The organism is Paenibacillus harenae, from assembly GCF_030812415.1.
GTDB classification, from domain to species: domain Bacteria; phylum Bacillota; class Bacilli; order Paenibacillales; family Paenibacillaceae; genus Pristimantibacillus; species Pristimantibacillus harenae_A.
The window spans coordinates 718,279-742,358 of sequence record NZ_JAUSST010000003.1 but is presented as its reverse complement, the minus strand read 5'-3'; the positions used below and the strand labels follow the sequence as shown (position 1 = coordinate 742,358).

At 53.2% G+C, this 24,080-nt stretch carries 21 protein-coding genes; 6 read left to right on the top strand and 15 right to left on the bottom strand.

The genetic code is table 11. The features are described 5' to 3' along the window. Positions 1–1,047 (top strand): FecCD family ABC transporter permease, encoded by a 1,047-nt coding sequence (locus J2T14_RS13395; RefSeq protein ID WP_307471499.1) that lies wholly within the window; start codon positions 1–3, stop codon positions 1,045–1,047. A gap of 37 nt (positions 1,048–1,084) precedes the next feature. Continuing rightward, positions 1,085–1,912 carry an ABC transporter ATP-binding protein gene (locus tag J2T14_RS13390; protein WP_307471497.1) on the top strand — a complete coding sequence of 276 codons (828 nt, stop codon included), beginning with the start codon at positions 1,085–1,087 and terminating at the stop codon, positions 1,910–1,912. A gap of 85 nt (positions 1,913–1,997) precedes the next feature. Here the strand turns inward: J2T14_RS13390 and J2T14_RS13385 are convergent, their stop codons facing one another. The 5 genes from J2T14_RS13385 to J2T14_RS13365 form a co-directional block, all read right to left on the bottom strand. Further along, positions 1,998–3,620: an ABC-F family ATP-binding cassette domain-containing protein gene (locus J2T14_RS13385; protein ID WP_307206637.1), complete on the bottom strand. Its 1,623-nt coding sequence runs from the start codon at positions 3,618–3,620 to the stop codon at positions 1,998–2,000. A 92-nt stretch (positions 3,621–3,712) separates the two neighbouring features. After that, complete coding sequence (locus tag J2T14_RS13380) at positions 3,713–4,282, bottom strand: MFS transporter (protein ID WP_307471495.1); 570 nt, start codon at positions 4,280–4,282, stop codon at positions 3,713–3,715. Next, the gene (locus J2T14_RS13375) at positions 4,279–5,736 is read right to left on the bottom strand and encodes an FAD-binding oxidoreductase (RefSeq protein WP_307471493.1); all 1,458 of its coding nucleotides are present in this window, start codon (positions 5,734–5,736) and stop codon (positions 4,279–4,281) included. Before J2T14_RS13375 ends, J2T14_RS13380 begins: the two co-directional genes overlap by 4 nt. A gap of 135 nt (positions 5,737–5,871) precedes the next feature. Continuing rightward, the gene (locus J2T14_RS13370; RefSeq protein WP_307206631.1) at positions 5,872–6,939 is read right to left on the bottom strand and encodes a Gfo/Idh/MocA family protein; all 1,068 of its coding nucleotides are present in this window, start codon (positions 6,937–6,939) and stop codon (positions 5,872–5,874) included. Between the two features lie 99 nt (positions 6,940–7,038). Then, a complete protein-coding gene (locus tag J2T14_RS13365) occupies positions 7,039–8,235 on the bottom strand; it encodes an MBL fold metallo-hydrolase (protein WP_307471490.1) in 1,197 nt (398 codons plus the stop codon). A 164-nt stretch (positions 8,236–8,399) separates the two neighbouring features. Here J2T14_RS13365 and J2T14_RS13360 point away from each other — a divergent pair, with 164 nt between their 5' ends. Beyond that, on the top strand, positions 8,400–9,560 hold the full coding sequence (locus J2T14_RS13360) for a conserved virulence factor C family protein (RefSeq protein ID WP_307471488.1): 1,161 nt from the start codon (positions 8,400–8,402) through the stop codon (positions 9,558–9,560). Positions 9,561–9,669: 109 nt separating this feature from the next. Here the strand turns inward: J2T14_RS13360 and J2T14_RS13355 are convergent, their stop codons facing one another. From J2T14_RS13355 to J2T14_RS13345, 3 genes are all read right to left on the bottom strand, one after another. Then, positions 9,670–10,830, bottom strand: a complete 1,161-nt coding sequence (locus J2T14_RS13355; RefSeq protein ID WP_307471486.1) for a transglutaminase domain-containing protein — start codon at positions 10,828–10,830, stop codon at positions 9,670–9,672. A 173-nt stretch (positions 10,831–11,003) separates the two neighbouring features. After that, positions 11,004–11,198, bottom strand: a complete 195-nt coding sequence (locus J2T14_RS13350) for a hypothetical protein (protein WP_307471483.1) — start codon at positions 11,196–11,198, stop codon at positions 11,004–11,006. Between the two features lie 159 nt (positions 11,199–11,357). Continuing rightward, positions 11,358–12,719 (bottom strand): FAD-dependent oxidoreductase, encoded by a 1,362-nt coding sequence (locus tag J2T14_RS13345; protein ID WP_307471481.1) that lies wholly within the window; start codon positions 12,717–12,719, stop codon positions 11,358–11,360. A 123-nt stretch (positions 12,720–12,842) separates the two neighbouring features. On the opposite strand from J2T14_RS13345, the gene J2T14_RS13340 reads away from it, so the two are divergent. Next, positions 12,843–13,892 (top strand): LacI family DNA-binding transcriptional regulator, encoded by a 1,050-nt coding sequence (locus J2T14_RS13340; protein WP_307471478.1) that lies wholly within the window; start codon positions 12,843–12,845, stop codon positions 13,890–13,892. 418 nt (positions 13,893–14,310) lie between these two features. Here the strand turns inward: J2T14_RS13340 and J2T14_RS13335 are convergent, their stop codons facing one another. Then, positions 14,311–15,183 (bottom strand): SDR family oxidoreductase, encoded by an 873-nt coding sequence (locus J2T14_RS13335; RefSeq protein ID WP_307471476.1) that lies wholly within the window; start codon positions 15,181–15,183, stop codon positions 14,311–14,313. 105 nt (positions 15,184–15,288) lie between these two features. After that, positions 15,289–15,705, bottom strand: coding sequence for an Rrf2 family transcriptional regulator (locus tag J2T14_RS13330; protein WP_307206618.1), 417 nt, complete (start codon positions 15,703–15,705; stop codon positions 15,289–15,291). Between the two features lie 170 nt (positions 15,706–15,875). Here J2T14_RS13330 and J2T14_RS13325 point away from each other — a divergent pair, with 170 nt between their 5' ends. Together J2T14_RS13325 and J2T14_RS13320 are read left to right on the top strand one after the other, a co-directional pair. After that, positions 15,876–16,160, top strand: a complete 285-nt coding sequence (locus J2T14_RS13325; protein WP_307471473.1) for an ArsR/SmtB family transcription factor — start codon at positions 15,876–15,878, stop codon at positions 16,158–16,160. Between the two features lie 151 nt (positions 16,161–16,311). Then, complete coding sequence (locus J2T14_RS13320; RefSeq protein WP_307206614.1) at positions 16,312–17,511, top strand: MFS transporter; 1,200 nt, start codon at positions 16,312–16,314, stop codon at positions 17,509–17,511. A 103-nt stretch (positions 17,512–17,614) separates the two neighbouring features. Here J2T14_RS13320 and J2T14_RS13315 read toward each other — a convergent pair whose 3' ends face one another. The 5 genes from J2T14_RS13315 to J2T14_RS13295 form a co-directional block, all read right to left on the bottom strand. After that, entirely contained in the window at positions 17,615–18,049 is a 435-nt protein-coding gene (locus J2T14_RS13315) for a hypothetical protein (protein WP_307471471.1), read from the bottom strand. A 137-nt stretch (positions 18,050–18,186) separates the two neighbouring features. Continuing rightward, positions 18,187–18,666 carry an RNA polymerase sigma factor gene (locus tag J2T14_RS13310; protein ID WP_307471469.1) on the bottom strand — a complete coding sequence of 160 codons (480 nt, stop codon included), beginning with the start codon at positions 18,664–18,666 and terminating at the stop codon, positions 18,187–18,189. 214 nt (positions 18,667–18,880) lie between these two features. After that, positions 18,881–20,575, bottom strand: a complete 1,695-nt coding sequence (locus tag J2T14_RS13305) for a hypothetical protein (protein WP_307471466.1) — start codon at positions 20,573–20,575, stop codon at positions 18,881–18,883. Continuing rightward, positions 20,563–21,633 carry a glycoside hydrolase family 88/105 protein gene (locus J2T14_RS13300; RefSeq protein ID WP_307471464.1) on the bottom strand — a complete coding sequence of 357 codons (1,071 nt, stop codon included), beginning with the start codon at positions 21,631–21,633 and terminating at the stop codon, positions 20,563–20,565. Before J2T14_RS13300 ends, J2T14_RS13305 begins: the two co-directional genes overlap by 13 nt. A 91-nt stretch (positions 21,634–21,724) precedes the next feature. Then, positions 21,725–24,070: a helix-turn-helix domain-containing protein gene (locus J2T14_RS13295; protein ID WP_307471462.1), complete on the bottom strand. Its 2,346-nt coding sequence runs from the start codon at positions 24,068–24,070 to the stop codon at positions 21,725–21,727. Between the last annotated feature and the right edge of the window lie 10 nt (positions 24,071–24,080).

Below are 24,080 nucleotides of genomic sequence, written 5' to 3'. Positions count from 1 at the left end.
ATGAACCGATGGATCACCATTCGCAACCGTGTTATGTCTTATCAAATCAATCGTCGGACGGCCTTCGTCATCGGCATGTTAATCATCGCCAATCTTGCGGCTATCGTAGTCTGTACCGGGCTAGGCAGCCTCTATATCAGTCCGCTCGAAGTTGCCCGGACGATACTCGGAATCGGCGACAGCACGAATTCGATGATTATATTGTCGTTGCGATTGCCGAGAGTCATCATTGCCGTACTCGTCGGATCTGCGCTAGCGGTAGCCGGAGCTCTCTTGCAGGGTATTGTGCGTAATCCGCTAACCTCGCCGGATGTGATCGGTATTTCGGGAGGCGCTTCGCTGGGCACCGTCGTTTTCATCTTATATTTCTCGCATGTTAGCGTTCGGTTCATGCCGCTCAGTGCGATGGCCGGCGCATTCGCGACCGCCTTTCTGATCTATCTATTCGCTTATCGCAAAGGCATTACGCCTATGCGGCTCGTTCTGATCGGCATCGGCATGGCTACCGCGTTAACGGCGCTTACGTACATGCTCATTCTTACCGCTTCGTTCACGCCGACCGCCGTAGCGGTTAAGGCGTTTACCTTCATGACGGGAAGCATATACGGCGTATCTTGGGAAAGAGACGTCAGGACGCTCCTTCCATGGCTTATCGTTCTGCTCCCCGTCGCTTTGCTGTATGCAAGGCATCTGAACGTGCAGGAGCTTGGCGATGAAGTCGCAACGAGCGTCGGCAGCCGGGTGAATGTCCAAAGAACGATATTGCTTATTATCAGCGTTGCGCTCGCCGGCGCGGCAGTCGCTATCGGAGGCGCCATCAACTTTATCGGGCTTATGGCGCCCCATATTGCCCGCAAGCTCGTAGGACCTGCGTATGGCGGCGTCATACCCGTCTCCGGTCTTATCGGCTCTCTGGTGCTGCTGCTCTCGGACCTGGTCGCGCGAACGGCATTCATACCGCTTGATATTCCTGCGGGCGTCTTCACGGCTGCCATAGGCGCGCCATTCTTCATTTACTTATTGTACCGACACCGCAATAGAGCTTAATCGACGTTTTCAAGTCAAGGAAAAGGAAGTGAGTCTCATGACCGCCATACAAGCCAAAAACCTAACCTTAGCCTACGGCCAAAAACCGATTTTCGCCGAGCTCGATCTCGCGATCCCGAAAGGCAAAATTACGGTCTTCATAGGCAGCAACGGCTGCGGCAAATCGACGCTGCTCCGTTCGCTGGCCAGGCTGCTCAAGCCTCAAGGCGGCGCTATAATGCTGGACGGCAGCGAAATCGCCAAGCTATCGAGCAAGGAGGTCGCGCGCCGGTTGGCCATCCTGCCTCAAGGTCCGATTGCCCCCGAAGGGCTGACGGTCCATCAGCTGGTGAAGCAAGGCCGTTATCCTTATCAGAGCTGGCTGCAGCAATGGTCGCATGAAGATGAGAAACAGGTGAGTAGGGCGCTTGAAGCGACTCATATGGACGAATTTTCTGCTCGGTCGGTCGATTCGCTCTCGGGCGGTCAACGGCAGCGGGCATGGATCGCGATGACGCTTGCCCAGAATACGCAAACGATTTTGCTGGACGAGCCGACGACTTACCTCGACATGACGCATCAAATTGAAATTTTGGATCTTCTATTCGAATTGAATGAGCGGGAACAACGAACGATCGTCATGGTGCTTCACGATATCAACCTTGCCTGCCGTTATGCGCATCACATCGTTGCCGTCAAAGACGGCCTTATCCATGCACAGGGAGAGCCGGAATCGGTTATGAACGAGCGCCTTATCCAGGAGGTATTCGACCTGAAATGCCAGGTGGCAACCGATCCGATATTCGGCACGCCCATGTGCATTCCTTATGGCAAAGGACGTCGGTTGTCCCCTGAAACGAGAAAAACTCCTATCGGTGCACTTTGAGGATGAACGACCTGCAAGTTTATGGTAAACAAAAAAAAGCGCCGCTCCTAAGAGGTTATCCTCTTGGAGCGGCGCTCTTTGTTATTTATTGCACCGAGTACATACGCTCGCGGATCGCTTTGATCTCCGCGCTCTCGAGGTACTCGTCGTAAGTCGTCATACGGTCGATCACCCCGCCCGGCGTAATCTCTATAATGCGGTTCGCAATCGTCTGCACGAACTGATGGTCATGGGAAGTGAACAAAACGGTGCAGTCCGTATCGGTCAGACCGTTGTTGAGCGCCGTAATGGACTCGAGGTCCAAGTGGTTCGTCGGCTCATCCATAATGAACACATTCGCGCCTTCCAGCATCATTTTCGACAGCATGCAGCGTACTTTCTCTCCGCCGGACAATACGCTCGCTTTCTTCATAGCGTCGTCGCCGGAGAACAGCATGCGGCCAAGGAAGCCGCGAAGGAACGTCTCATCCGGATCCTTGGAATATTGGCGAAGCCATTCCACAAGGTTCATGTCTACGCCTTCGAAGTAAGCCGAGTTGTCCTTAGGAAAGTAAGCGCGAGTCGTCGTAACGCCCCACGAATAGCTGCCCGCGTCCGGCTCCAGCTCGCCGACGAGCAATTGGAAGAAGACCGTCTTCGGCAAGCCGTTCGGACCGACGAAGGCAACCTTGTCGCCTTTGTTGATCGTAATCGTCAGGTTGTCGATCAGCTTCTCGCCGTCGACCGTCTTAGTCAAGCCGTCAACGAGCAGCAGTTGCTTGCCCGCTTCGCGCTCGCCTTTGAACAGAATGAACGGATATTTACGGTTCGACGGACGAATGTCGTCAAGCGTGATTTTCTCAAGCAGCTTCTGACGCGACGTAGCTTGCTTCGCCTTCGACTTGTTCGCGCTGAAACGTTGAATGAACGCTTGCAGCTCCTTGATCTTGTCTTCCTTCTTCTTGTTCTCGCCGCGCTGCAATTGAAGCGCCAATTGGCTGGACTCGTACCAGAAGTCGTAGTTGCCGACGTACATCTGGATTTTGCCAAAGTCGATGTCCGCGATATGCGTACATACCGTATTCAGGAAGTGCCTGTCATGGCTGACTACGATTACAGTACCTTTGTAGTCGCCCAAGAAGTCTTCCAGCCAGCGAATCGATTCGATGTCCAAATGGTTGGTAGGCTCATCGAGAAGCAGGATGTTCGGAGCGCCGAACAACGCTTGCGCGAGCAATACGCGAACCTTCTCGTTGCCGTCAAGCTCGCTCATCATCTTGCTGTGCATATCCGGCGTAATGCCAAGGCCGTTCAGCATCTCTGCCGCTTCGGATTCGGCTTCCCAGCCGTTCATGTCCGCGAATTCGGCTTCCAGCTCGCCTGCGCGCATGCCGTCTTCATCCGTAAAATCAGCTTTCGCATATAGCGCGTCTTTCTCTTTCATTACCTCGTACAGCTTCTTGTAGCCCATAATAACCGTCTCAAGCACGGCGAACCCGTCGTATTCGTAATGGTTCTGCTTCAATACGGCGAGTCTCTCGCCCGGTGTTATATGAACTTCTCCGCTTGACTGCTCGACTTCGCCGGACAATATTTTTAGAAACGTCGATTTGCCTGCGCCGTTCGCGCCGATCAAGCCGTAACAGTTGCCTGGCGTGAATTTGATGCTCACATCTTCAAAAAGCGGACGCTTCCCGTAACGAAGCGTAATGCCACTTGTACTAATCATTTCTTCAATCCCGTCCTTCACTACTTGATCACTTTATCTCGAACTATTATAGCACAGTATGCGGCTAAACGAACGTCCAATTGGGCATTGGATTAAAAAGTAATCGTATCCTCGGCTTTGCGGCTGAGACTCGCGCGGCTCGCCCTCCATACGACCCAAGCGCTAACGCCGTACAGCAGCGCGCTCATATAGAATAATGCGTTGATCGTCAGCCAGTCGATCAGCAGTCCGCCCAGGATAACGGCGAAGCCGGATGCAATCGACGTCCAGAAGTGATAGGAGCCTATCGTTATCCCTCGGGAGACAAACTCCGTGCTGTCGGCGAGCAGCAGCCGCTCGCTCATTCGCTGCATCGCATTGCAGGTGCCCATAATAAGCTGCAGAAGCAGAACGAGCGTATAGGAGCTCGTCCATGGGAACGCGAACATGGCGGCCATCATGCCAAGCGAGCTAATGACCATAATGCGCGTGCCATGCTTGTCCAGCCTCGGCCCGAGCCAGGTTGACACCGCCGCCGAACTTATGGTGAATACGGCGAACGCTAAGCCGTACTTCGAGTAGCTGTTGCCTAAGTTTTTGAGAAACAACAAATAATAAGGATAGATCATGCCTGCCGCTAGAGTCGCAACGCTCTGCGATCTAATTAGCCATTTGACGTTCAAGATGCGACCTCCTCTATCCTCCGGCCCGACCCGTAATTGGCATAAAAATAGTTCATGAACAACTCGTTCTCGTCAAACATCCGTTTCTGCTCGAAAAAATTTTCGTAGTTCGGATATATGGTTTGGAATTGCTCCAGCGTCGGATAGGCGATATAAGGCAAATAATAAGAACCGTCATGCGCGATAACCTCATCGATCATCCGCTGAACGCTGTCCTTCATCTTCCTCTGCCCCTGCTCCGACAGCGGGGTGTTGAACAGGCAGACAAGCGCGAGCATGTCGTCCTTGGCATAAGAGAGCATCGCTTCCCGATCCTTGCCGACGTAACGAATCGTCACGTTAAGCAAGTTCAGCTTATCTTCTTTCACAATCTCGCCCAACCGCCGTGCGAAGCTGTCGAACCGGTCCAACGGAACGAAATATTCCTGAAGCTGATCGTTTGCTCCAGGCTGGCTATAGTCCATAAATTCGTAAGCGGCGCGCATGGCATTGTTGCGGCTTATGATGTGATCCGATTGCCTGGTGAAGACGTACGTTTGCAGGTTCCACTGCAGCTTCTTGCCCCAGTCCGTCGATCGGTTCAAATTAAACAGCAGCTTGCCCGGCGCGACCCACTTTTCATTGCTTTCCAGCTTATTATATTTGTCCAGAGGCAGCGATGGATCGACTGTATAGTTTTTGGCCAACGCCTCGGTAAAGTAGCTGTCGTCAGCAACGGAAATACGGCCAATATGCAGCTTGATCGCCGGATTCGGAAGCACCTCGCGTTGGAAATAATCGACGTAATCGCTTAAGTCCATCAGCAGGGTCGACTCGCGGTAAACCTCGTCCTCCGTCAGATCGAGCGTAACGTCCAAGATGATGCCGAACAGCCCGTAACCTCCGAGCGCCAGCGGGAAAAGCTCCGCATTCTCCGTACGGCTTACGTTCTTAATCTGTCCGTCGGCGGTCAGAAGCCGGAACGAATCGACGCTGCTTATAAGCGAGCCGTTGCGGATGTCTCTGCCATGCGCGTTGATGCTGATCGAGCCGCCGATCGTAAACGGATTGAGCGATTGCATCGTTTTGACGGAAAGGCCGTAACGGTTGATCGCCTTCTGCGCATCCTCCCAAGTCGCACCGGCTTGCAGTGTGATCCGCTTGGCGTCCGAATCAACCTCGATGATCTTGTTATAGCTTGTCATATCGACCACAATACCGTCCTTGTAATACGTATGTCCGCCTTGGCTATGGCGCTGCCCGGCAATGGAAACCTTCAGCCCCTTCCGCTTCGCGTCTTTCACCAGACGAACGAGTTGTTCTTCCTCCTTGCCCGCCACGACGCGCTCTACTTTAACCGGATGCAGACGGCTGTAGTCGGTCGTTAAGTAGGGGTCTTGATCGGGAGAGCTCGTTCTGACGTATTGGAAAACGCATAAGGCAATAAGCAATAGAAGTGCGATTGTTTTCTTCATGAACGCTCCTTCCGATTTCGGTCCGTGCCCAAATGCGCAAAAAAATAAAGCCGCCTCGAAAAAATAACGGATGTCGTTACTTTAGAGGCGGCTTGTTTAATTATACGTTAACTCGGTTTCGCGATAAAGAGGCGACTATTCCCAGTTCAGCTTCACCTCATTGCCCGTGCGCGACGATTCGTAGATCGCGTCAAGAATCCGGTTGGACGTATAGCCGGACAAGCCAGACGTAATCGGCTGCTTGCCTTCGCGAATGCACGAAACGAAATGGCCTCCCATTAGGATGCGGTCTTCTTCGCCTTCAAGCGGAGCAATGTCGCTAAGCGCGACTTCGCCATCCTTATGCGTAACATAAGTGCCGCTATTGCCGACGACCGATACGCCGCCTTCCGTCCCCATCAAATGAATGAACGGATCCTCGGACAAGCCGGCGGCATGGGCGGCCCAGCTGACGTCAAGCGACAACGTCGCGCCGTTGTCGAGCTTGATGAGCGCGGATGCCAGATCCTCGACATCGTAATAGCCGTCCCAGTTCGGCGTTCCCCATGTACCGATGCCCTCGCGCTTCGGACCGAATTCAGCGTAAGTCGTGCCGAATACGGATACCGGCTTCGGATTGCCCATCAAGTAGAGCGACAGGTCGATCATATGAACGCCGATATCGATCAGCGGTCCGCCGCCGGATTGATCCTTGCGCGTGAACCATGAGCCCCAGCCTGGAATGCCCTTCTTGCGCAGCCATCCCGTCTTTGCATTATAGATGCGGCCGACGTCGCCGCTGTCGATGCGCGCCTTCACCGCGCGGCTAAGGCCTGTCCAGCGCATTTGGTGAGACATCATCAGCACTTTGCCGGATTGCTCGGCAGCTTGGACGATTGTGCGCGCAACCTCGGAGTTGATCGCCATCGGCTTCTCAAGCAGCACGTGTTTGCCTTGCTTGAATGCTTCGATCGCAAGCTCCGCGTGGAACTTGTTCGGCACGCCGATAATAACGGCGTCGATCGAGCTGTCTTCGAGCAGCTTCTGCGGCGATTCATGCACGGTCTTAATGTTATGCTCCTGCGCGCGCTGCTCGGCGAGCGGCAAGTACGCGTCGGTAATCGCCGCAACCTCGGCACCTTCCACCTTAGCGAATGTTTGTGCATGGACGGAGCCGATTGCTCCCGCGCCGATTATGCCGATTCGAATTACGGACTGACTCATTGGTTGTATCCCCTTCATGATCGTTTTGATACCTTCAAGTATATACGTTGCAGCCTATACCGTCATTGCCCGTATTTGGCGCTATTTTGTTCTCGTTTGTTATTTATGTTTCGTGCCGGCCAGACGCCAGGATTCGCCATGAGGAAGTACGACGAGCCGCGACGGGTCTATGCCTTTCGCCTGCCGGGCAGCTTCCAGGCGGCATATCGCTTCGCTCGGCGTATCGTCAGCCAGCTTGAAAGCGCCATAGTGCATCGGAACGAACCATTTCGCTCCGGTGTCCTCGAACGCCTGCAGCGCCTGTTCCGGCGTCACATGCTGCGGTCCCATGAACCATTCCGGCTCATACGCGCCGATCGGCATTAAGGCGACATCGATCGGGAACCGTCTGCCGATTTCCTTGAATCCTTGGAAGTAGCCGCTGTCTCCGGCGAAATAAATCGTCGGGGAATCCGAGACGACCGGCCGCTCCGCCGCATCCGCCGCGAAAGCGTCCTCGGCGCGGAAGCCGGGTGCATGGCCGCTGTTTTGCTTTTCCTCTGCTCTGGATATCCGGGCCTTTGCTTCATTCCTTGCGGATGCCGATTTAGCGACAGGCGAAGCTTCGGCGGCTGCCGCTTCCTCGGAGGCCCCGATTACGTGCGGCGTCTGTGACTGCTGTTTTGTCTTGCCACCTTCATAGCCGACAAGACGTCGGCTTCGCGAACCAACCGGTTCGATAACCCATCCGCCCCAATGCGAGCTGTTCGTATCCCACGGATTGCGGCGGGTCCAATGCTGCGACGGAACGAACGTGAATTTGATGCCATGAATATGGATCGATTCCCACCAATGCAGCTCTTTGACGCGCAAGAAGCCTTTAAGCTTCAGCTTCTGGCTAAGTCCCGCAGGCACAATCAGCTGCCTCGGTCCGCCGAGCCTGCGCAACGAATTAATGTTCAAGTGGTCATAATGGGAATGCGAGATGAGAACGATATCGATAGGCGGCACGTCCTCAATTTGGATGCCGGGCGGCGCCAATCTTTTCTGGAAAGCCATCTGCCCGGCCCAGACCGGGTCTGTTATTATATTGAGCCCTCCGATTTGAATCAGGAAGGTCGAATGGCCAACCCATGTAATAGACGGCTGCTTTCTGTTCGCCTGCAGGAAAGCGATGTCAGGCTGGGCGTTCGGAACGGTAAACGAATAATCTTTCATTTTCAGCTTGCGAATGCGCTCTTGACGCCACCTCTTGAACTGTTTCAATGAATTATGCTGCTCTACTTGTTCTATGTTGGCAAATCGTTTAAACCGCAACCGCTCATCCCTCCTCGCTGTCTTAATCTTTCCCTTTAAAGATACCAAGCCGGCGGTGTGAAATGCAAATGGCATTCTCGCATCGAAGTTCAAAATCAGTTACACTTAAAAGTACGATAAAGTGCTCAAATGGGTGAATATTTTTTTCGAGGAGGTTAATTCAAATGAAACTCATTTCTATAGAACCGACGCCAAGTCCGAACTCCATGAAGCTGAACGTGGACGAGTCGCTCCCTCGCGGTCAGCGGCTGACCTACAAGGCTAAGGAGGCCGCGGACGCGCCGGAGCAGCTCCGGCCATTGCTTCGCATCGAAGGGGTCAAAAGCGTGTTCCGCACGGCCGACTTCATTGCGCTCGATCGTCTGCCGGGCGCGGATTGGGCGCGGATTCTGGCGGAAGCCGGTCAATTGCTGCGCGCGGACGGCGAAGGCGAAGGCGGCACGGCCGGCGGCCCCGAAACTCCCGCCAGCTTCGGCGAAGCGCAGGTGTTCGTGCAAATGTACCGCGGCATTCCGATGCAGGTACGCGTTCGAATGGCAGGCGGAGAAGTGCGCTCTGCGCTCCCGCCCGCCTTCGGCGAAGCCGTTCAGCAAGCGGCAGGTTCGGCAATGATCCGCGAGCGAAAGCTGGAGGAATTCGGCGTCCGCTACGGCGAGCCCGAAGAGATTGCCGCCGAGATCGTCCGCGAGCTTGAGGCGTCCTATACGCAGGAGAGACTTGAGTCGCTCATCGCCCACGCGAAGGAGCAAGGGAACGATGCTGCGGGCGAAGCCGTCGCAACGCCCGTCAGACCTGCTCCGTTAACGGCGGAGCAAGTGATGGAGCAATTCGCTGCCGACGATTGGAAGATCCGTTACGCAGCCTTCGAGCGGTTCACGCCGTCGGTCGAAACGATTGGCGTGCTGTCGGCAGCCCTTCAAGACGAGAACGCGTCGATCCGCCGTCTGGCCGTCGTCTATCTGGGCGACCTAAGATCGCCGGAAGCGATGCCGCTTCTGTTCGCCGCCCTGCGGGATGCCTCGTCATCCGTTCGAAGAACGGCCGGAGACACTTTATCCGATCTTGGCGATCCCGCAGCGATCGGGCCAATGATCGAGGCTCTGCGCGACAAGAACAAGCTTGTCCGCTGGCGCGCCGCGCGTTATCTCTACGAGCTTGGTGACGAGACGGCAGTCGAAGCGCTGCGCGAAGCGGCGGATGACGCCGAATTCGAGATCAAGCTTCAAGCGCAGATGGCGCTGGAGCGAATCGAACGCGGCGAGGAGGCTGCGGGATCCGTGTGGCAGCAGATGACGGCGGCCCGCATTAGGGATCAACAAGCGTAAACGGCTGGCGCTCTTCTTTGGGCAGCTTTAAGCAAATAGCCAACAATGAAGAAGGCTGTCCCGCCGAAACATCGAGCAACGTAAGCTCGCTTCGTCGGGACAGCCTTCTTTATTCATATTCCAGCTTCAAGTTAACGAGTTTGGAGCCGTCGTTTCGATACGATTCATAGCTGGCCTTATAGCCAACCGCCGTTTTGATGCCTTCGAATGCTGCCTTAAGCGCCTCCGGGAACGTATCCCCGTCTACATACCTGAACTGCAAGCTGCCGCTGCGCGAACGTACAGCCGAATGAATGACGGTACGAAGCTGTTCCGCGCTAGTCACTGTATTTTCCTCGTCTAGCCAATGCAGCCCCAGCTCGATCTTCAGCTTATCCGCCTTGCCGGACTCGGGCTGGCTTCCGGATTGCGCTGTTTGCTGCAAGGCTTCGAGATAGCTGCTGACCGCTGCGGGATACGTCTTCGTCCACCGATGATCCGCGCGCAGCTCCTCGTCCGTCTTCAAGTAATAATTGTAGCGTATTGCATAATCCTTTGATTCGTCGCCGGCTTCTCCAGATATAATAGGATCATCCCATGTCAGGTCCAAATGATACCATTTGCCGTCAAGCTGGACCATATTCCACGCATGCTCGCCCGAATCGACCGAGCCGTCGGCAATAAGGACCGGAATGCCCGCTTCCTTGAGCATTTTATAACCGAGCAGCGAATATCCTTGACATACCGCATTGCCCAAGGTGATTGCGTTATAGGCCGTATAATGTTTCAACGACTGATCGTATTCCACATGCGTGACGATCCAATCGTGAATCGCTTTCGTCTTCTCGTGATCGTTCATATCGGGTGCTATAATATCGTGCAGCGCTCTGGTGACTGCCGCATCGACAACCGCCGTCTCCTCCACCGACTCCCGGTACCGCGCTTCCATCGAGATCGTAGAGCGTCCGCCCCAGCTTCGAATCGTATACACATAGGAATCAAGGATATACGCGACGTAGTCGTCTTGCTTAAGCGCCTCGCGTACGATATCCGGCAATCGGTCCGACAGCTCCTGCTTGTCTCCTTCGAACGTAACGGAGAAATGCTCGGCGCGGCTTTGGAAACGATCGGCAAGCTGCGCCCCAAGCTCGCCTAATTCATCCCTCTCCGCTGCCATGGCAGGCTCGCCGGGTTCCGAAGATGGCGGAAATAAATCAAGCTTCAGTTCAAGACTGTATGCAGCTGCTATAATTACGACGAGCATCAATAGTTTGCTGGCTGCTTTGCGCATGCATACCTCCCGGGTTTTGCATAGGGTAAAGTCTAAAGATTATCCCATTATATTATAAAGAATACACCACTATAACCGAATCCTAAACATATTGTTGCCCAATATACGCAAAGAGGCCGCCGGTTGGCAGCCACTTCCTCGCTCGCTTGTATCCTTTTCCAGGGGGAGATGGCTTAGCTTAGAGCATCCGCCATCTTTCCTTTGACGAATGATTGAAATACATACCGTACAAGCGGCCCGATAATGATGAGCTGGAGCGGCAAAGCAAAAACAAAGTTGTTCAATACGGTAGAAAAGTAGTTGCCAATAAAGGAGCCTCCGTCCAGGTTGTTAGAAAAGTAAGCGGAAGCCGAACCATATAGCGACATGCATAGCACCATTCCCGTTACCATGCAAAGGGAAAGGGGGCAATTTCCATCATCCTCTCTTGTATTTCTTGTAATTATAGAGAAGTATGAAACGCCTCATAAGTGAACACTTTGTGAACATTTAATCTACAATGCAAGCTCAATCATTCACCCGCTTCTTCATTGTCTTACGGCCAACCTCTCATGGGTCTCTTCTCCAAGCCAAGCCTCCTGCTCGATAAGCAGCCGCTGAAGCTCGTCAATGACTACCTCCCTTGAGGTCAAGCCGTTAAGACCCGCTAAGTAAGCTGCCGTACCAGCCGCTTGGCCCATCGCGAAGCAATTGGGCATAACGCGCAGCGACCCTTGAACGACCCGGTCCGATGAAGCCGCCCGTCCCGCGACCCACAGATTATCAATGCCGAGCGGCAGCAAGCATCGGTAAGGAACGCCATGCGATCGGCCATGAGGCAAATGATGGATTGCCATTTTATCCTTGCTAGTCGCCATATGAATATCGATAAAATACGCATTTCTCGCGATGTCATCCGGGAATGTCCGCATCTCCAGGAAATCCTGCTGCGTCAGCACATAATCGCCGACGATTCTTCTTGTTTCGCGTATGCCAATCTGCTCTCCGGTCGAGATCAGATGCGCTTTCTCGAAGCCCGGCACGTATTTTTGCAGGAACCGGAGCTGCTCCTTCACCTTCCTGCGGCCCTCGATCGCGCCGCGAGTAAGATCCTCTGCCTTAGTCCCGTCGATGTTGAAAATATGGCCGAAATTAATGCCCACCAAATAATCGGATACCCATGCGAAACCGGACACCTCTTTGCGCCCTTCCGGCAGATCGCCGCTCGCCTGCGCCTTCTGAACGGCGATCGGAATTTGACCGGTATCTCCGCTCTCCTTGAGATATTTCTTAAAGCGATTACGATCGACATTCGTCAATAGGTAACACATGGTTCCCGGTTGCAGCTCGCCCTGTTCGCCGCCTTTGTGGAACGGAACGCCCGCCATGGCTGCGATATCGGCATCGCCCGTTGCATCGATCAGATAGGAGCACTTCACGAACGATCTGCCCGTCTTATTCACGATAACGACGCCGTCAATTCGGCTGCCGGCAGGATCCATGCAGATTTGACCGACGAACGTATGGTAGAGCAGCTCGGCCCCGCTTTCAAGTACGGCATCGTCATAGACTCGTTTCAGCACTTCGGCGTCGATGGGCACCCAATCCAGCAAATCGTTGTACAATTCGTGGTATTCCTCATTGCAATTCCTTTTCATGCGCTCCATCAATTCCAGTCCGATTCCCCGAATAACCGGCTTCACATGATCAGTAAACGGACAGAAGGCCGGTACGAGGGCGACCGTTCCCATTCCGCCAAGAAACCCGCGTTGCTCGATGAGCAGCGTGCGCGCCCCGTTCCTCGACGCGGCAATAGCGGCAGCTATGCCTGTAGCCCCTCCACCTACGATTACGACATCCATTTCCCTGCCGACAGGAATCGCTTCCTCTTGCAAACGGTACGTATTCATTGCGCTTCAACCCCCATATACAACATCATGACGTTCATGTAGAGTAATTATAAGCTTCCATTTCATTTATTTTTAGTTTCACTTTAGTTTCATTTATCGACCCAACAAGAAGGAGCATAGACGATGCCCATCCGCAAAAAAGTTACGTTGCAGCACATCGCCAATCAGCTTCAATTGACCGTCCATACGGTATCCAAGGCACTGCGGGGCTTGCCCGGCATGTCGGAGGAAACCCGGCAAGCCGTTAGGCAAGCCGCCCATGAACTAGGCTATCGGACGAAGGAGCAGGAGCGAAGCATGTCGCTCGACGGCATACCGCTCTTTCCTTCCAAACCGCGGCGTTTTATTCTGTTGCTCGCCTCCGGCCAAGACGTCGCCTTAACGATCCATCAACCTTTGCTTGAAGGCATGACGAGCCGCCTTGCCGAGGCAGGACACAAGATCGAGCTCTGTTTCGTGCCGGACGGCTTGAATAGCGACGAACATTTCTCGACATGGTTATTGCACCATGGGATTATGTACGCGGATGGCATCTTTATTTCCCCGCTTATTCCAGCGTCTATCGAACGGAGACTGATCTCGCTCGAGCTTCCCCGGATTATGCTGAATTTCCCGCCGTTCGGCGCGAAGATCGACAGCATCATCTGGGATGTTTTCAATGCCATGCAGCAATCGGTCGATTATTTGGTCAATCGCGGCCACAAGAAAATCATGTATATCGGCGATGTGAAGAGCAGGCGGGGATACAAGCTGAGATGGATGGCCTTTCGCGACAGCATGGACGATCTCGGGATTGAGGTGCGCCCGGATGAGCATATGCTCCGTTCCGATGATCGGTTGGAGGAGTGGAAGGAAAGCTGGCTTGACCTTGTGACGAGGTATGAACCGACGGCCTTTGTATGTGCGACGGAGGAAGCCTTGGCGCGGACTTATCTGGCATGCAATGCGGCCGGGAAACGGCTCCCGCTTGATTATTCGATTATATGCTTGGAGCCTAACGTGCAAGGAGGTATGCCGGACATCGCAAGACCTGTCCTTCCGATCCGGGAAACCGGCTACCGCGCGGGCGACCGGATGATCTGGAGAATTGCCAATCCTTTGCTCCCTTTCGAGCATATTCGATTGCAAGGCGATTTCGCCCCGGGCAACACGATTCGAGATTTAAGGAAATAACGTAAGAACGATGCGTAAAGAAAAACGGGGATATCCCATAAGCCACTGGCTTAAGGACATCCCCTTTGTGCGTATGCATCTAACCTCTGGCTGCTAGGTTGGATTTTTGCAGAAACTTGGGGCGGCATGAGTGGTGGTGAGGAGCTATGTTGGATTTTCGCAGAAACTTTGAGCGTTTGATGGCATTTTGAGAGCAAAACAGAGGTCTATGTTGCGAATATCCAATATAGCTCTCGATATGGCCGAAACAGCTTAAAGTTACTGCAATGATCCAGTATAGCCTCTTCGCACATTCCACGCCATGAATGAACCCTTTCGCCCTCAGGAAAACAAAGAAATCATTCCTTGAAGCATTAATCGAGCAATCTCTGTTTTGAGTTTAACACTTTCGAGACAGCCTCTTGATCTGTGTATGGGATTAGTCGGTCCCGGCAATTCCGTTAACGATTTGAGTTAGACCCACTGTGATCGGCGTAAGCGAACGACCGAGCAGCTTCTCGAAATCATTGCTTTCGATTTCCAGTGCGCCTTCGCGAATGCCTTGTTGAATGCCTACAAGAATAGGGATGACGAAGTCGGGAATACCCGCGCCGATCATAATCTCCGCATACTTGGCATCGTCGACCTGCAGCACGGGTACTTCTTTGCCTAACACGGTTCCCAGAACGGCCGCGAACTCTTCTTGAGTCAACAATTCGCCTGAAAGCTCGTAGATCGAATTCTCATGTCCGGTTCCCGCCAATACGGCTGCGGCTGCTTCCGCGTAATCCTGTTGCAACGCCCAGCCTACCTTGCCGCCTCCTGCGGAGGTTACCCACGGCGCCCCTGCAATCGCACCTTGAATGCTGCCGATTTCATTCTCGAGATACCAGTTGTTTCTTAAGAAAGAGTAAGGAATACCGGTTTGGATAATGGCTTCTTCCGTGACACGGTGTACTTCGGCAAGGAACAGCTTGCTTTCCTTTGCATTTGCAGCGCTAGTGTAGGCAATGAATCTAACTTGTGCGCGCTGCGCTGCTGCTACCGCATTGGTATGCTGACGAATTCTTGTGTCGTTGTCCCCGTCCGCAGAAATGATTAATAGCCGGTCGATCCCGGCAAAAGCAGTTTCCAATGTTTCCGGATGGTCGAAATCTCCATGCCGAACCTCTATCCCTTGTGCTTTCAGTCCTTCCGCTCTTTCCGGATTGCGGACACTGACGGCCAGTTGACTTGCCGGGACGGATTTAAGTAAGGCTTCCACGATTTTGGATCCCAATTTCCCTGTTGCGCCTGTTACTAATAGTTTCATTTTCTTTTCCCTCCAAAAATAGTTTGTTGTTACTATCATAGTTATAACATAAATGGTTACAACTATTTCAAAAAATAAAAGCTTCATGGTTCATGGAGCTCTTATCTAGGTGAACCTTGCAATAAGCCCGCTCAACGTCGTCTTCGCCAGCCTCTGTTCCATCGCGGACTGCGCTTCTTCGAATTCGGATTGGAGCGCCGTCTCGATGTTCCGTCCGACTAGGCAGCGTATGTTCGAGTCTTGGTGAATACCGAATAACTGGTTATCTTCAATTACGTTAACGGCGCGATAAATATCAAGAAGCGTAATTTCCTCAGGAGCTCTCAATAGAGAAGCGCCTCCTACACCAGGCCGAACCTCCACTAACCCCGCTTTTTTTAGCATTCCCATAATTCTTCGAATCACTACAGGGTTTGTATTTACGCTGCCCGCTATGAAGTCCCCGGTGAATTCGCCCGAGCTAACCGCAATCAAGGTAAGCGTATGAACAGCCATCGAAAATCGTGTGCTTATTTGCTTCAAGTTTACCACCACCGTTGTAACCATTATAGTTACTACTTCGTATCATGTCAACTATATTATTAAGTAACAAAAATCAACCTATTCATCCGGGCTTTACATTCCGAAAGTGCTGTGTTATCTTTATTTCGACATCCATAGAAATAACGACAACTGGTAAAGGTGTGAAGACGATGGTGGAGGATAACGCGGAAATTCGGCAAGCGGTCAAGGTGTACAAAGCGCTCGGAGAACCGACACGGCTCAAAATCGCTCTTCTGCTCACCGAAGAGCGGAATTTATGCTGCTCCGACATCGGGGACAAGCTGGAATCCGTCGCCGGATCGACGCTTTCGCATCACTTGAAGCAATTGACGGATTGCGGACTGCTCAGCACCCGCAAGGACGGCACCTACATTTATTACAGCGTGAACCGCGTAATCGCGGAGAAGTATGCGCCGTATTTGCTTGAGATATAGCGATCCGATCCTGAAGCCTATATTTCAAGCAGGTACGATTTGTTCCAAACGGGACGAAGACGGCTGCAAAAAGTAGTCATTTTTTTAATCTTTATTTCTATACTTTTAGAAATATAAAAATTATTTGGAGTGGAGAGAGGAGCAATACCGTATGTCGAACGCTTGGAAAATTTACATGCTTGCCGTCATCAGTTTTCTTGTCGGTACGTCCGAGTTTATTATCGCGGGGATTTTGGATAAAGTAGCCGCGGATGCGGGAGTATCGGTGTCCGCGGCCGGCCAGCTGATTACCGTGTTCTCGTTGGCCTATGCATTCGGCACCCCGATTCTGATGGCCGTAACCGCCAGAGTGGAGCGCCGGAAGCTCCTGATTTATGCCCTAGCCGTATTTGCCGTAGGCAACGGAATCGCCGTCTTATTGCCGGGCTTCGGATTTCTTATGGCGTCGAGAGTCGTTCTAGCGCTCAGCACAGGGGTGTTCGTCGTTACGGCGCTTACCGTAGCGGCCAAGCTTGCCCCGCCCGAAAAGCAAGGCAGCGCCATCGCGACGCTCGTTATGGGCTTCAGCACGTCTCTTATTATCGGCGTGCCGCTAGGAAGGGTTGCTGCAGCCGCATACGATTGGAAATTCATTTTCGCCGGAATCGGCCTACTGGGACTAGTCGCCATCCTTCTTATTCTATTCACTATTCCGCGAACGGAAGGCGAGGAGCCGGTGCCGATCGGCAGGCAGCTTGCCCTTCTGAAGCAGCCGAAGATCGTTGTCGCTCTGCTTGTCACCTTCTTCTGGATCGGCGGTTATTCGATCGCGAACACTTATTTATCGCCGTATCTTCTTAACGTGTCGGGACTTAGCGAACAGGGCGTAAGCGCTGGACTATTCGCATTCGGCATCGCCAGTCTGATCGGCTCCAAGCTCGGAGGCTTCAGCACCGATAAGTGGGGCGTTCCCCGCACTTTGGTCATCGGCATGCTGCTTCACGCGGTTGCGCTCGTATTAATCTCGGTTGCCGGGCAGCAGTCCGCGGCCGTCATCTTCCCTCTGCTTATGCTGTGGTCGTTTGCGGCATGGTCGTCGGGACCGACGCAGCAGTATAATTTAATCAGCCTTGCTCCCGAAGCCTCCGGCATCATGCTTAGCTTGAACACCTCGATGCTGCAATTAGCTATGGCGGCCGGCGCGGGACTGGGCGGCGTAGCCGTCGAGCAGCTCTCGCTTCCATCCATCACATGGATCGGAGCGGCGGGCGTGACGATCGCGGCAGCGACGGCTGTCGCATCCTTCCGTCTATCGGGCTCAGGCGTCCGGAAGAAAGCGGCGGAAGAAAAACTGCTTGATCTGGGGGCTTAAGTTCGAATTATCCCTTTAAGCATGAAGACTGCCGATATCGGCAGTCTTCATGCTGTTCATTATCGATGCACCCGTAACGGTCCGTTAGGATCTTAAGTCTATCTTAAAAATTGTTGTAAATCGCGTCGGCCGTTACTTCCCCGCTTGTGACGTCTTCCGAGGTGAAGCCGGATACCGTGTTGCCGACTTTAAATTCCTTGCTAACGAGCTGCTCGGAAGGATCGGGAGCTGTCGGGCCCGTTATTCCGTAAGCCGTGTTTTCCGTTACCTTTACCCACAACTCGCCTATCCGGAAGCTTTGGCCGTCCGCGCTTACCTCTTCAATGACTCCGTCGATGTTGACCCGGTGCTTTGCCGAAGGGGCTGAACCCGGACCGTTATTTTCAACGATGCCGCCTTTCGTGGTCGGAGCTGGAGCGGTGCTGCTTCCGTTTTGGTTAACCGCATAGATGCTTAAGGTCAATACCGCGCAAGCCGCAATGCTCGTTGCCCAGATCGCCGCTTTGTTTTTCTTAACTGCTTGATTTGCTGTTTTCATGCGAAACTCTCCTCTTCGTTTATCGTTATCCATTTGTTTGCGACTTTCCAGGTTTAAGCGTTCGATCGTACGTTGCTCAAAGTCTTCACTCGTTTTCAATTTGGAAATGGCCGATTTATAATCCGATTTCTTCATCTTCACAAATCACCACCTATTATTTCTTTAAGCTGATTACGCCCTCGAGCAAGCCATGTCCCTACCGTTGCGGGTTTGGCATGAAGTAATTCCGCTATTTCTTCCAATGAGTAGCCTTCGTAATAATGCAGATGGATCGGGACCCGGTATTTTTTATCCAATGACAATACAGCTTGCAGGACCATGTATTCATTCTTCGGAAGGTAAGACAGGTTGTCCGGTATCGGGTTCCGACTTTTAAACCAGCCCGTCTTGAGCAGGTTCTTGCATTTATTTATCGTCGTTCGGATTAACCAGGCTTTCTCATGATCGACGCTGTCAAAAACGGGGGATTTCTGGAGATAAGCCAGGAATACTTCCTGCGCGACTTCCTCCGCGTCGGCAACGTTTTTGAGATAGGCGAACGCTATCTTGACCAGGCTGTCGGAATAGTTGGTCACGGCTTTGCGGACGGATTCATTGAGCTCATATGAATCGTTCACCTGATGTCCCCCTTTCACTAGTAATACAATCAAGGAGCCCGTTATTTTTCACGCAGCAAAAAAAAGTTTGGGATAATAGTATTAACGTAATAAGGCTGCCGATATGACGGCAGCCTCGTTAAAGGTGAAATATTGAGATTTGATCTCCGTACTGCTCCAGATTACCATAAGAGCGATTACAGGGTGAAGTACAGACAATCCTCCGATCCGCAAGCTACTGCTCTACCGGACAAGCCGGCATGGATATCCGCATCTCCCGCTCCCGCCACGTGCCTCTTAACCTGATATGTTCTGCGTCCTCTTCGATCTCCGGCACGAAGTCCTCTTCCTCCCGAGTTCCGAATAGGAGTGAAAATAGAAACGCTGCACGGCTTATATTCCGAAAATCTATCGTCTTTCTTTGTCCGGCATAGATAACAAGATCGATCCCCATTACTCCCTCTTCCCGGTTAATCTCCCATTTCCACGGTACCGCTTCATCCGAATGGGCATTGCCGAATGCCATGTGCCAGCTGCGCAACCGTACCGGCGTATTGTGGATCCCAATCACCGCCCCGTCCCGGTCCGCATGCGCGCTGATGCGGTCCAGGTGACCACCGATTTCCAAACGCAGTCTGAAATCCGAGGCCTCGATGCTCCCGTTCATCTTGTCCAAACTAGGATGAGTGTCACCCCCGTTCGTCAGAAAACCAACGCCAAACAGCACATGGGCGTCAACCTGATCCGAGTAAAAAACGGCGGAGCAATAATCGTAGCCGTCATGCAGGCAGCGTAAATGAAGATAGGTGGTCTCTCCCCCGTTATCGACGTAAGCGAGCAGCGCCCGTCTCTGGTTCCACAGAATTTCCCGGCTGAAGCTGCCCAGCGCAAAGCTTGGGGTCATGAAGGTCGTTGCCCATTTTCCCTGCCCGCCGCCTTGATGGGATTCGTAGCACTGCCTTAATTCCCGATTCTCTGCCGTAAGAAAAAGACTCATATACTTTGACGGACACTCGAATCGGCTTTTGTACCACTCCTCTTCATAAGGAAGTTCCTCCCATGCGAAAAACATCAGCTTCCCCGCCGTCGCCAGCTGCAGGAACGCTTTGTTTTGATCGCTAAGCAGCGTTTGGTAGCAGCGGCTGTGCGGTCCCGACCACTGCCCGGTCCCGGCATGGTAATGCTCCGCCACACTCCTCCAAGCCATATCGGCCAGTTCTCCGCTGATCGCTTTGGCGCGGTCGTCCTTCGTTTCCACCGCTATTTTGGACAGTTCCAGAATGGCGATGTACGTGTAAGGAGGACTGTTGTACTCTTGAAAGGCTTGCCGTTCCTGCGTAAAAGCACGAAGCTTCTCCAAGCGTTCCAGACCATATGTCCGATAATCCTCGCGCTTGTAGAGCTCGCCAGCAATTAAGGTGACGAACGCCCCCATGATGGCGATATTCGTATAGTTCGGTCCGACATTTCTGATCATGATGGCATCGCATGCGTTATAGACTGCCCGCCGCACATCATTCAGAAGTTCATCCGGAAAACGGTGTCCGTGACGCAAAACAGACAGCACAAGCTGCTTGCCGCAGAAGTCGGCCCAGTTCCAATCAGGCGGAGACATCTTCTCAAGCGGCTCCTCGTAAAACCATGGCCAAATGCCGAAGGTGCTGCGGCTCCGGTCCGTATCCTGCAGCGAAATAACCTGCCGGATAATGTCGAAGGCGCGTTGTTCATATTCCTCCAGCTCCGTATCCAGCAAGCCTAGGGCATAGATCAGCGAGCTGCGGGTGGAATGAATGAAATCGGCTTTTTTTATCGTCGTATGATAACCTGGGCTGCTGAAGGGCGATGTCAGCATACGAACCTGCGGATTGTAGTGCGTCTCCCTTGATTGAATGAGACGGAGCAGCATGCGCCGAGTGTCTAAAGCTTCCACGACCCGTCCCCACCTTCCTTATCCAGCTTGGCCGCTTCCGTAAGCAGCATCATTGCCAGCCCCTGTCCGTACAGTGTTGGAAAAAGGGCGATGCCGTTGTAGGCCTCGGCCGACGGCATGACCGGCGTTCCTCCCGAGACGGAAGTCACTTCGCCTTCAGCGGAAATCAGCGGCACCAGGCCCTGCACCGTTTGCCATGCTGCGGCTAAATAGGAAGAATCCAGCATGTCGGCTCGAACCGCCTTAATGAATCCGCCGGCGATGCCTGCGCTGCCCGATGCTTCCTTGTAGAAATCCGGCCGGTCCAGTACGGTATGCCAGAGCCCATCTTCGGACTGGCAACCGCGCAGCCCCTCAGCCAGTCGTATATAACGCTCGGTAAGCTGCTCCGGTATTGCGGTTAACCCGCGTAATTCCATCACAATTTCCGGTACGGCAACAGCGATCCAAGCATTGGCGCGAGCCCAGCGGACAGCGGACATATGATGGCCCGACCGACAATCCCAACCATGGAACAGCAAGCCCGTTTCGCGATCTTGAAGCAGGCGAAGATGAAGCATCGTCTGCTGCAGCGCTTCTTCCGCAGCCTTCCGGTCTCCGGTCAACCCGGCATACCTTGCCAGAAACAAGACCGCCATGAACAACGTATCGGCCCATACTTGTTCGGGAAATCCTACTTTTTCAGTCACTGTATGCTCGAAGGCGCCTTCTCGCGTCCGGGGTGCATCTTCTTGCATCCACTGGGCGATCTGACGGGATTGCTCCATGTACCATTCGTTGCCCGTTTGGCGATACAGCTCTGGAAACACCGCGAACGGTGCCGTCGAATTGATAACCTTCATCGTTCCTGCCAGACGCTTATTCCGTTCTACCCAATCCTTCACATACGAAATAACGTCTTTCCGCTTCATCGCGACCCCGTAGTCCATCATCGCGATCAGGCCCACGCCGGGTACCCAATCCCAATGATCGAAGCCCATCCCCCAACTGCCCTTATGGCTAGAGGTCATATACGCGTACAGACGGTCTAGATAAACTTCCGTCCCGGTAATCAACATGATTTCATGCCGCCTCCAAAGCAAGCCCCGCGAGATAAAAGAACGGGGCCGCGTATTATGGTAAAGCTATTTAACCCATTACAGTCATTCCTCATAGGTCGATTTTCGCGCTTTCCTCGTAAGCTCGTTCCCGATACTCCGTAGGGGTCAGTCCGGTTATTTTTTTGAAAATCCGCACAAAGCTGTTGACGTTCGTATAGCCTACCCGTTCGGCGATGTCGCGGATTTTCTCTTCCGTTTCCGACAACAGCTCCTTGGCTTTGTTCATCCTTAATTCCATTAAATAATCGATAAAGTTGCATTCCTTTTGTTCCTTGAACAGCTTGCTAAGGTGCGAGACGCTGATTCGGAATTCGCTTGCCAGCAGATTAAGCGATAAGTCATTGCGCATGTAATGCTCTTGAAGATAGAGCAGCACCTTGTCAATGACCTCATTGCGTTCGCGTCCGCTCCTTTTCTGCTGAATGAGCCCGATGAAGTTTTCCATGGCCAAGGCCGTGAACTGCTCTAGCTGCTCCAATTGCTCATACTGGCTAAGTCTCTCGTACATCGGCTGCTCGGGGAACATCCGCTCCGATTCGACGCCGATCTCGGCGGCTGCCGTCGCTGCCTTCATCAAGCACTGCACGACGAGTTGGACGATCATCTCGGGCGGAACGTTATGCTCCGCAAACGATTCGAACCATTTGCGCACCTGCTGCCGCATTTTCTCCGCATCCTGGAGCTTGACGGAAGCCAATATGCCATCCGTCATCGCATACAGCCGGTAAAACTTCGGAGACGGCTCGCTCGCCATTTCCTCCGGCGTTATGATGGAGTTCCCGCCCATAACCAGCTTGTAACGGAGCGCCTCCAAAGATTGCTTATAGGACAGCTGAAGGTCCTTCAGCTCATCTACCGAGTCGCCGATGCCTACCGTAATGGTGCGGTTGAAATATTCCTGCACGAAACCCTTCATCAAATCCGCGACGGCTACGGCGCGCATCATGTGGCGATCGGCATCGTCCGTCCTGTCAAAGCTCATAATGACCGCGCATTTTCCGTTGCCCGTCTCTGCCGCGATTCCTAAGCTTTCCGCATTCATCAGCTCCTCGGCCACGTTGCAAAGCGCATATGAATACAGCTGCAAATCACGGGGAGTCGGGATGTCGTTCCGGTTATCGAACTCCACGCTCATGACGATGTAACGACCCGTATGCAGGCGGACGCCGACCCGGTTCATGAACGACTGCAGCGCCGGCATGCTTTTCCGGTTCCCCGACAGCAAATCCGTCAGCAGCTGCCACTTGATGAACGGTTTGCTTTCGTTCACCTGCCGGTGCAGCTGTTCCCGGTCCTGCAAAATATCCTGGACGGTCGATTCGAAATATTGGAATTCATCCGTATATTTGCGTACGGACCCGTTTTTCTGCGGGACGGTCAGATGCTTGGTCATCGCCATGATGAAGCGGTTGACCGGCTTGAAGGTCCAGCGGCCTACGGCCGCGGCCGATGCCGTTGCCACGACGAACAGCACGACGGCCAGCACCAGCAGACCGTTTCGGATCGCGGCAAGCGGACGCGTAAATTGAACCTCGGGAACGACGCGGACGATTGTCCAGCCCGAATAATCCGCTTGCACGTAGAAGACGGAGGACGCTACCTGCTCGACATCGGCGGAAAACTGGCCGTCCGCTTCCCCGTCGCCGATAATCCGGCTGATATACGGAAATTCGCTGATATCCTTGCCGAGCTTGCTTTTGTCCCCATGCAGCACGACGACGCCTTCCTTGTCGATGACGAACGTCTGCCCCGCTTCCTCCTCGGTCGAATTCCGGATGAGCCCGTGCAGCACGTCCTCCTTGATGTTAACCGCTACCGCGCCCTTTCTGCCCGCCGGGGAATGAATGAGCGGGTACGTGCGGACAAGCGTCGTGACGTTACGGTAAATCGGATAATTGGAGCGGTTCAACTGGATTTTGCGGGTCGGCATCCAATTCGAGTAACCGTCAAACTGCCGGAATTGCGTAATCCATTGAAAGTCCTGCAGCATATCCTGCTCCGTCAGCGTATTGCCCGACACGAGCCGTTGCTTCGTATACGAGTACAAATCGATCGAGAATATATAATCGTTGCTGTTAATGACATTCGTGATGAAATTCGAGATCCGGAACATATTGTTGCGGCTCTCCTGCTCGTTCAGCTCGTATTCGAAAAACCGGACGATCTCGTCGCTATTCAGCAGTTGGATGGTCAGCTTATCGATATTTTGCAGGACAAGCTCCAGCTTGTGCTCCTGCTGCTTCAGCAGCTCCATGTTCGTGGCGGTCAGCTGCTTGCCCAATTGGCCGTTGAAAATCATGTAGGTCAAAAAAATCGAAGAAAAGACAAGGAGAAACAACACCATGGAAAGAATGGCAATGGCATTAAACAGCCGTTTGTTCTGAACCCGTTCCATGGCGTATCTC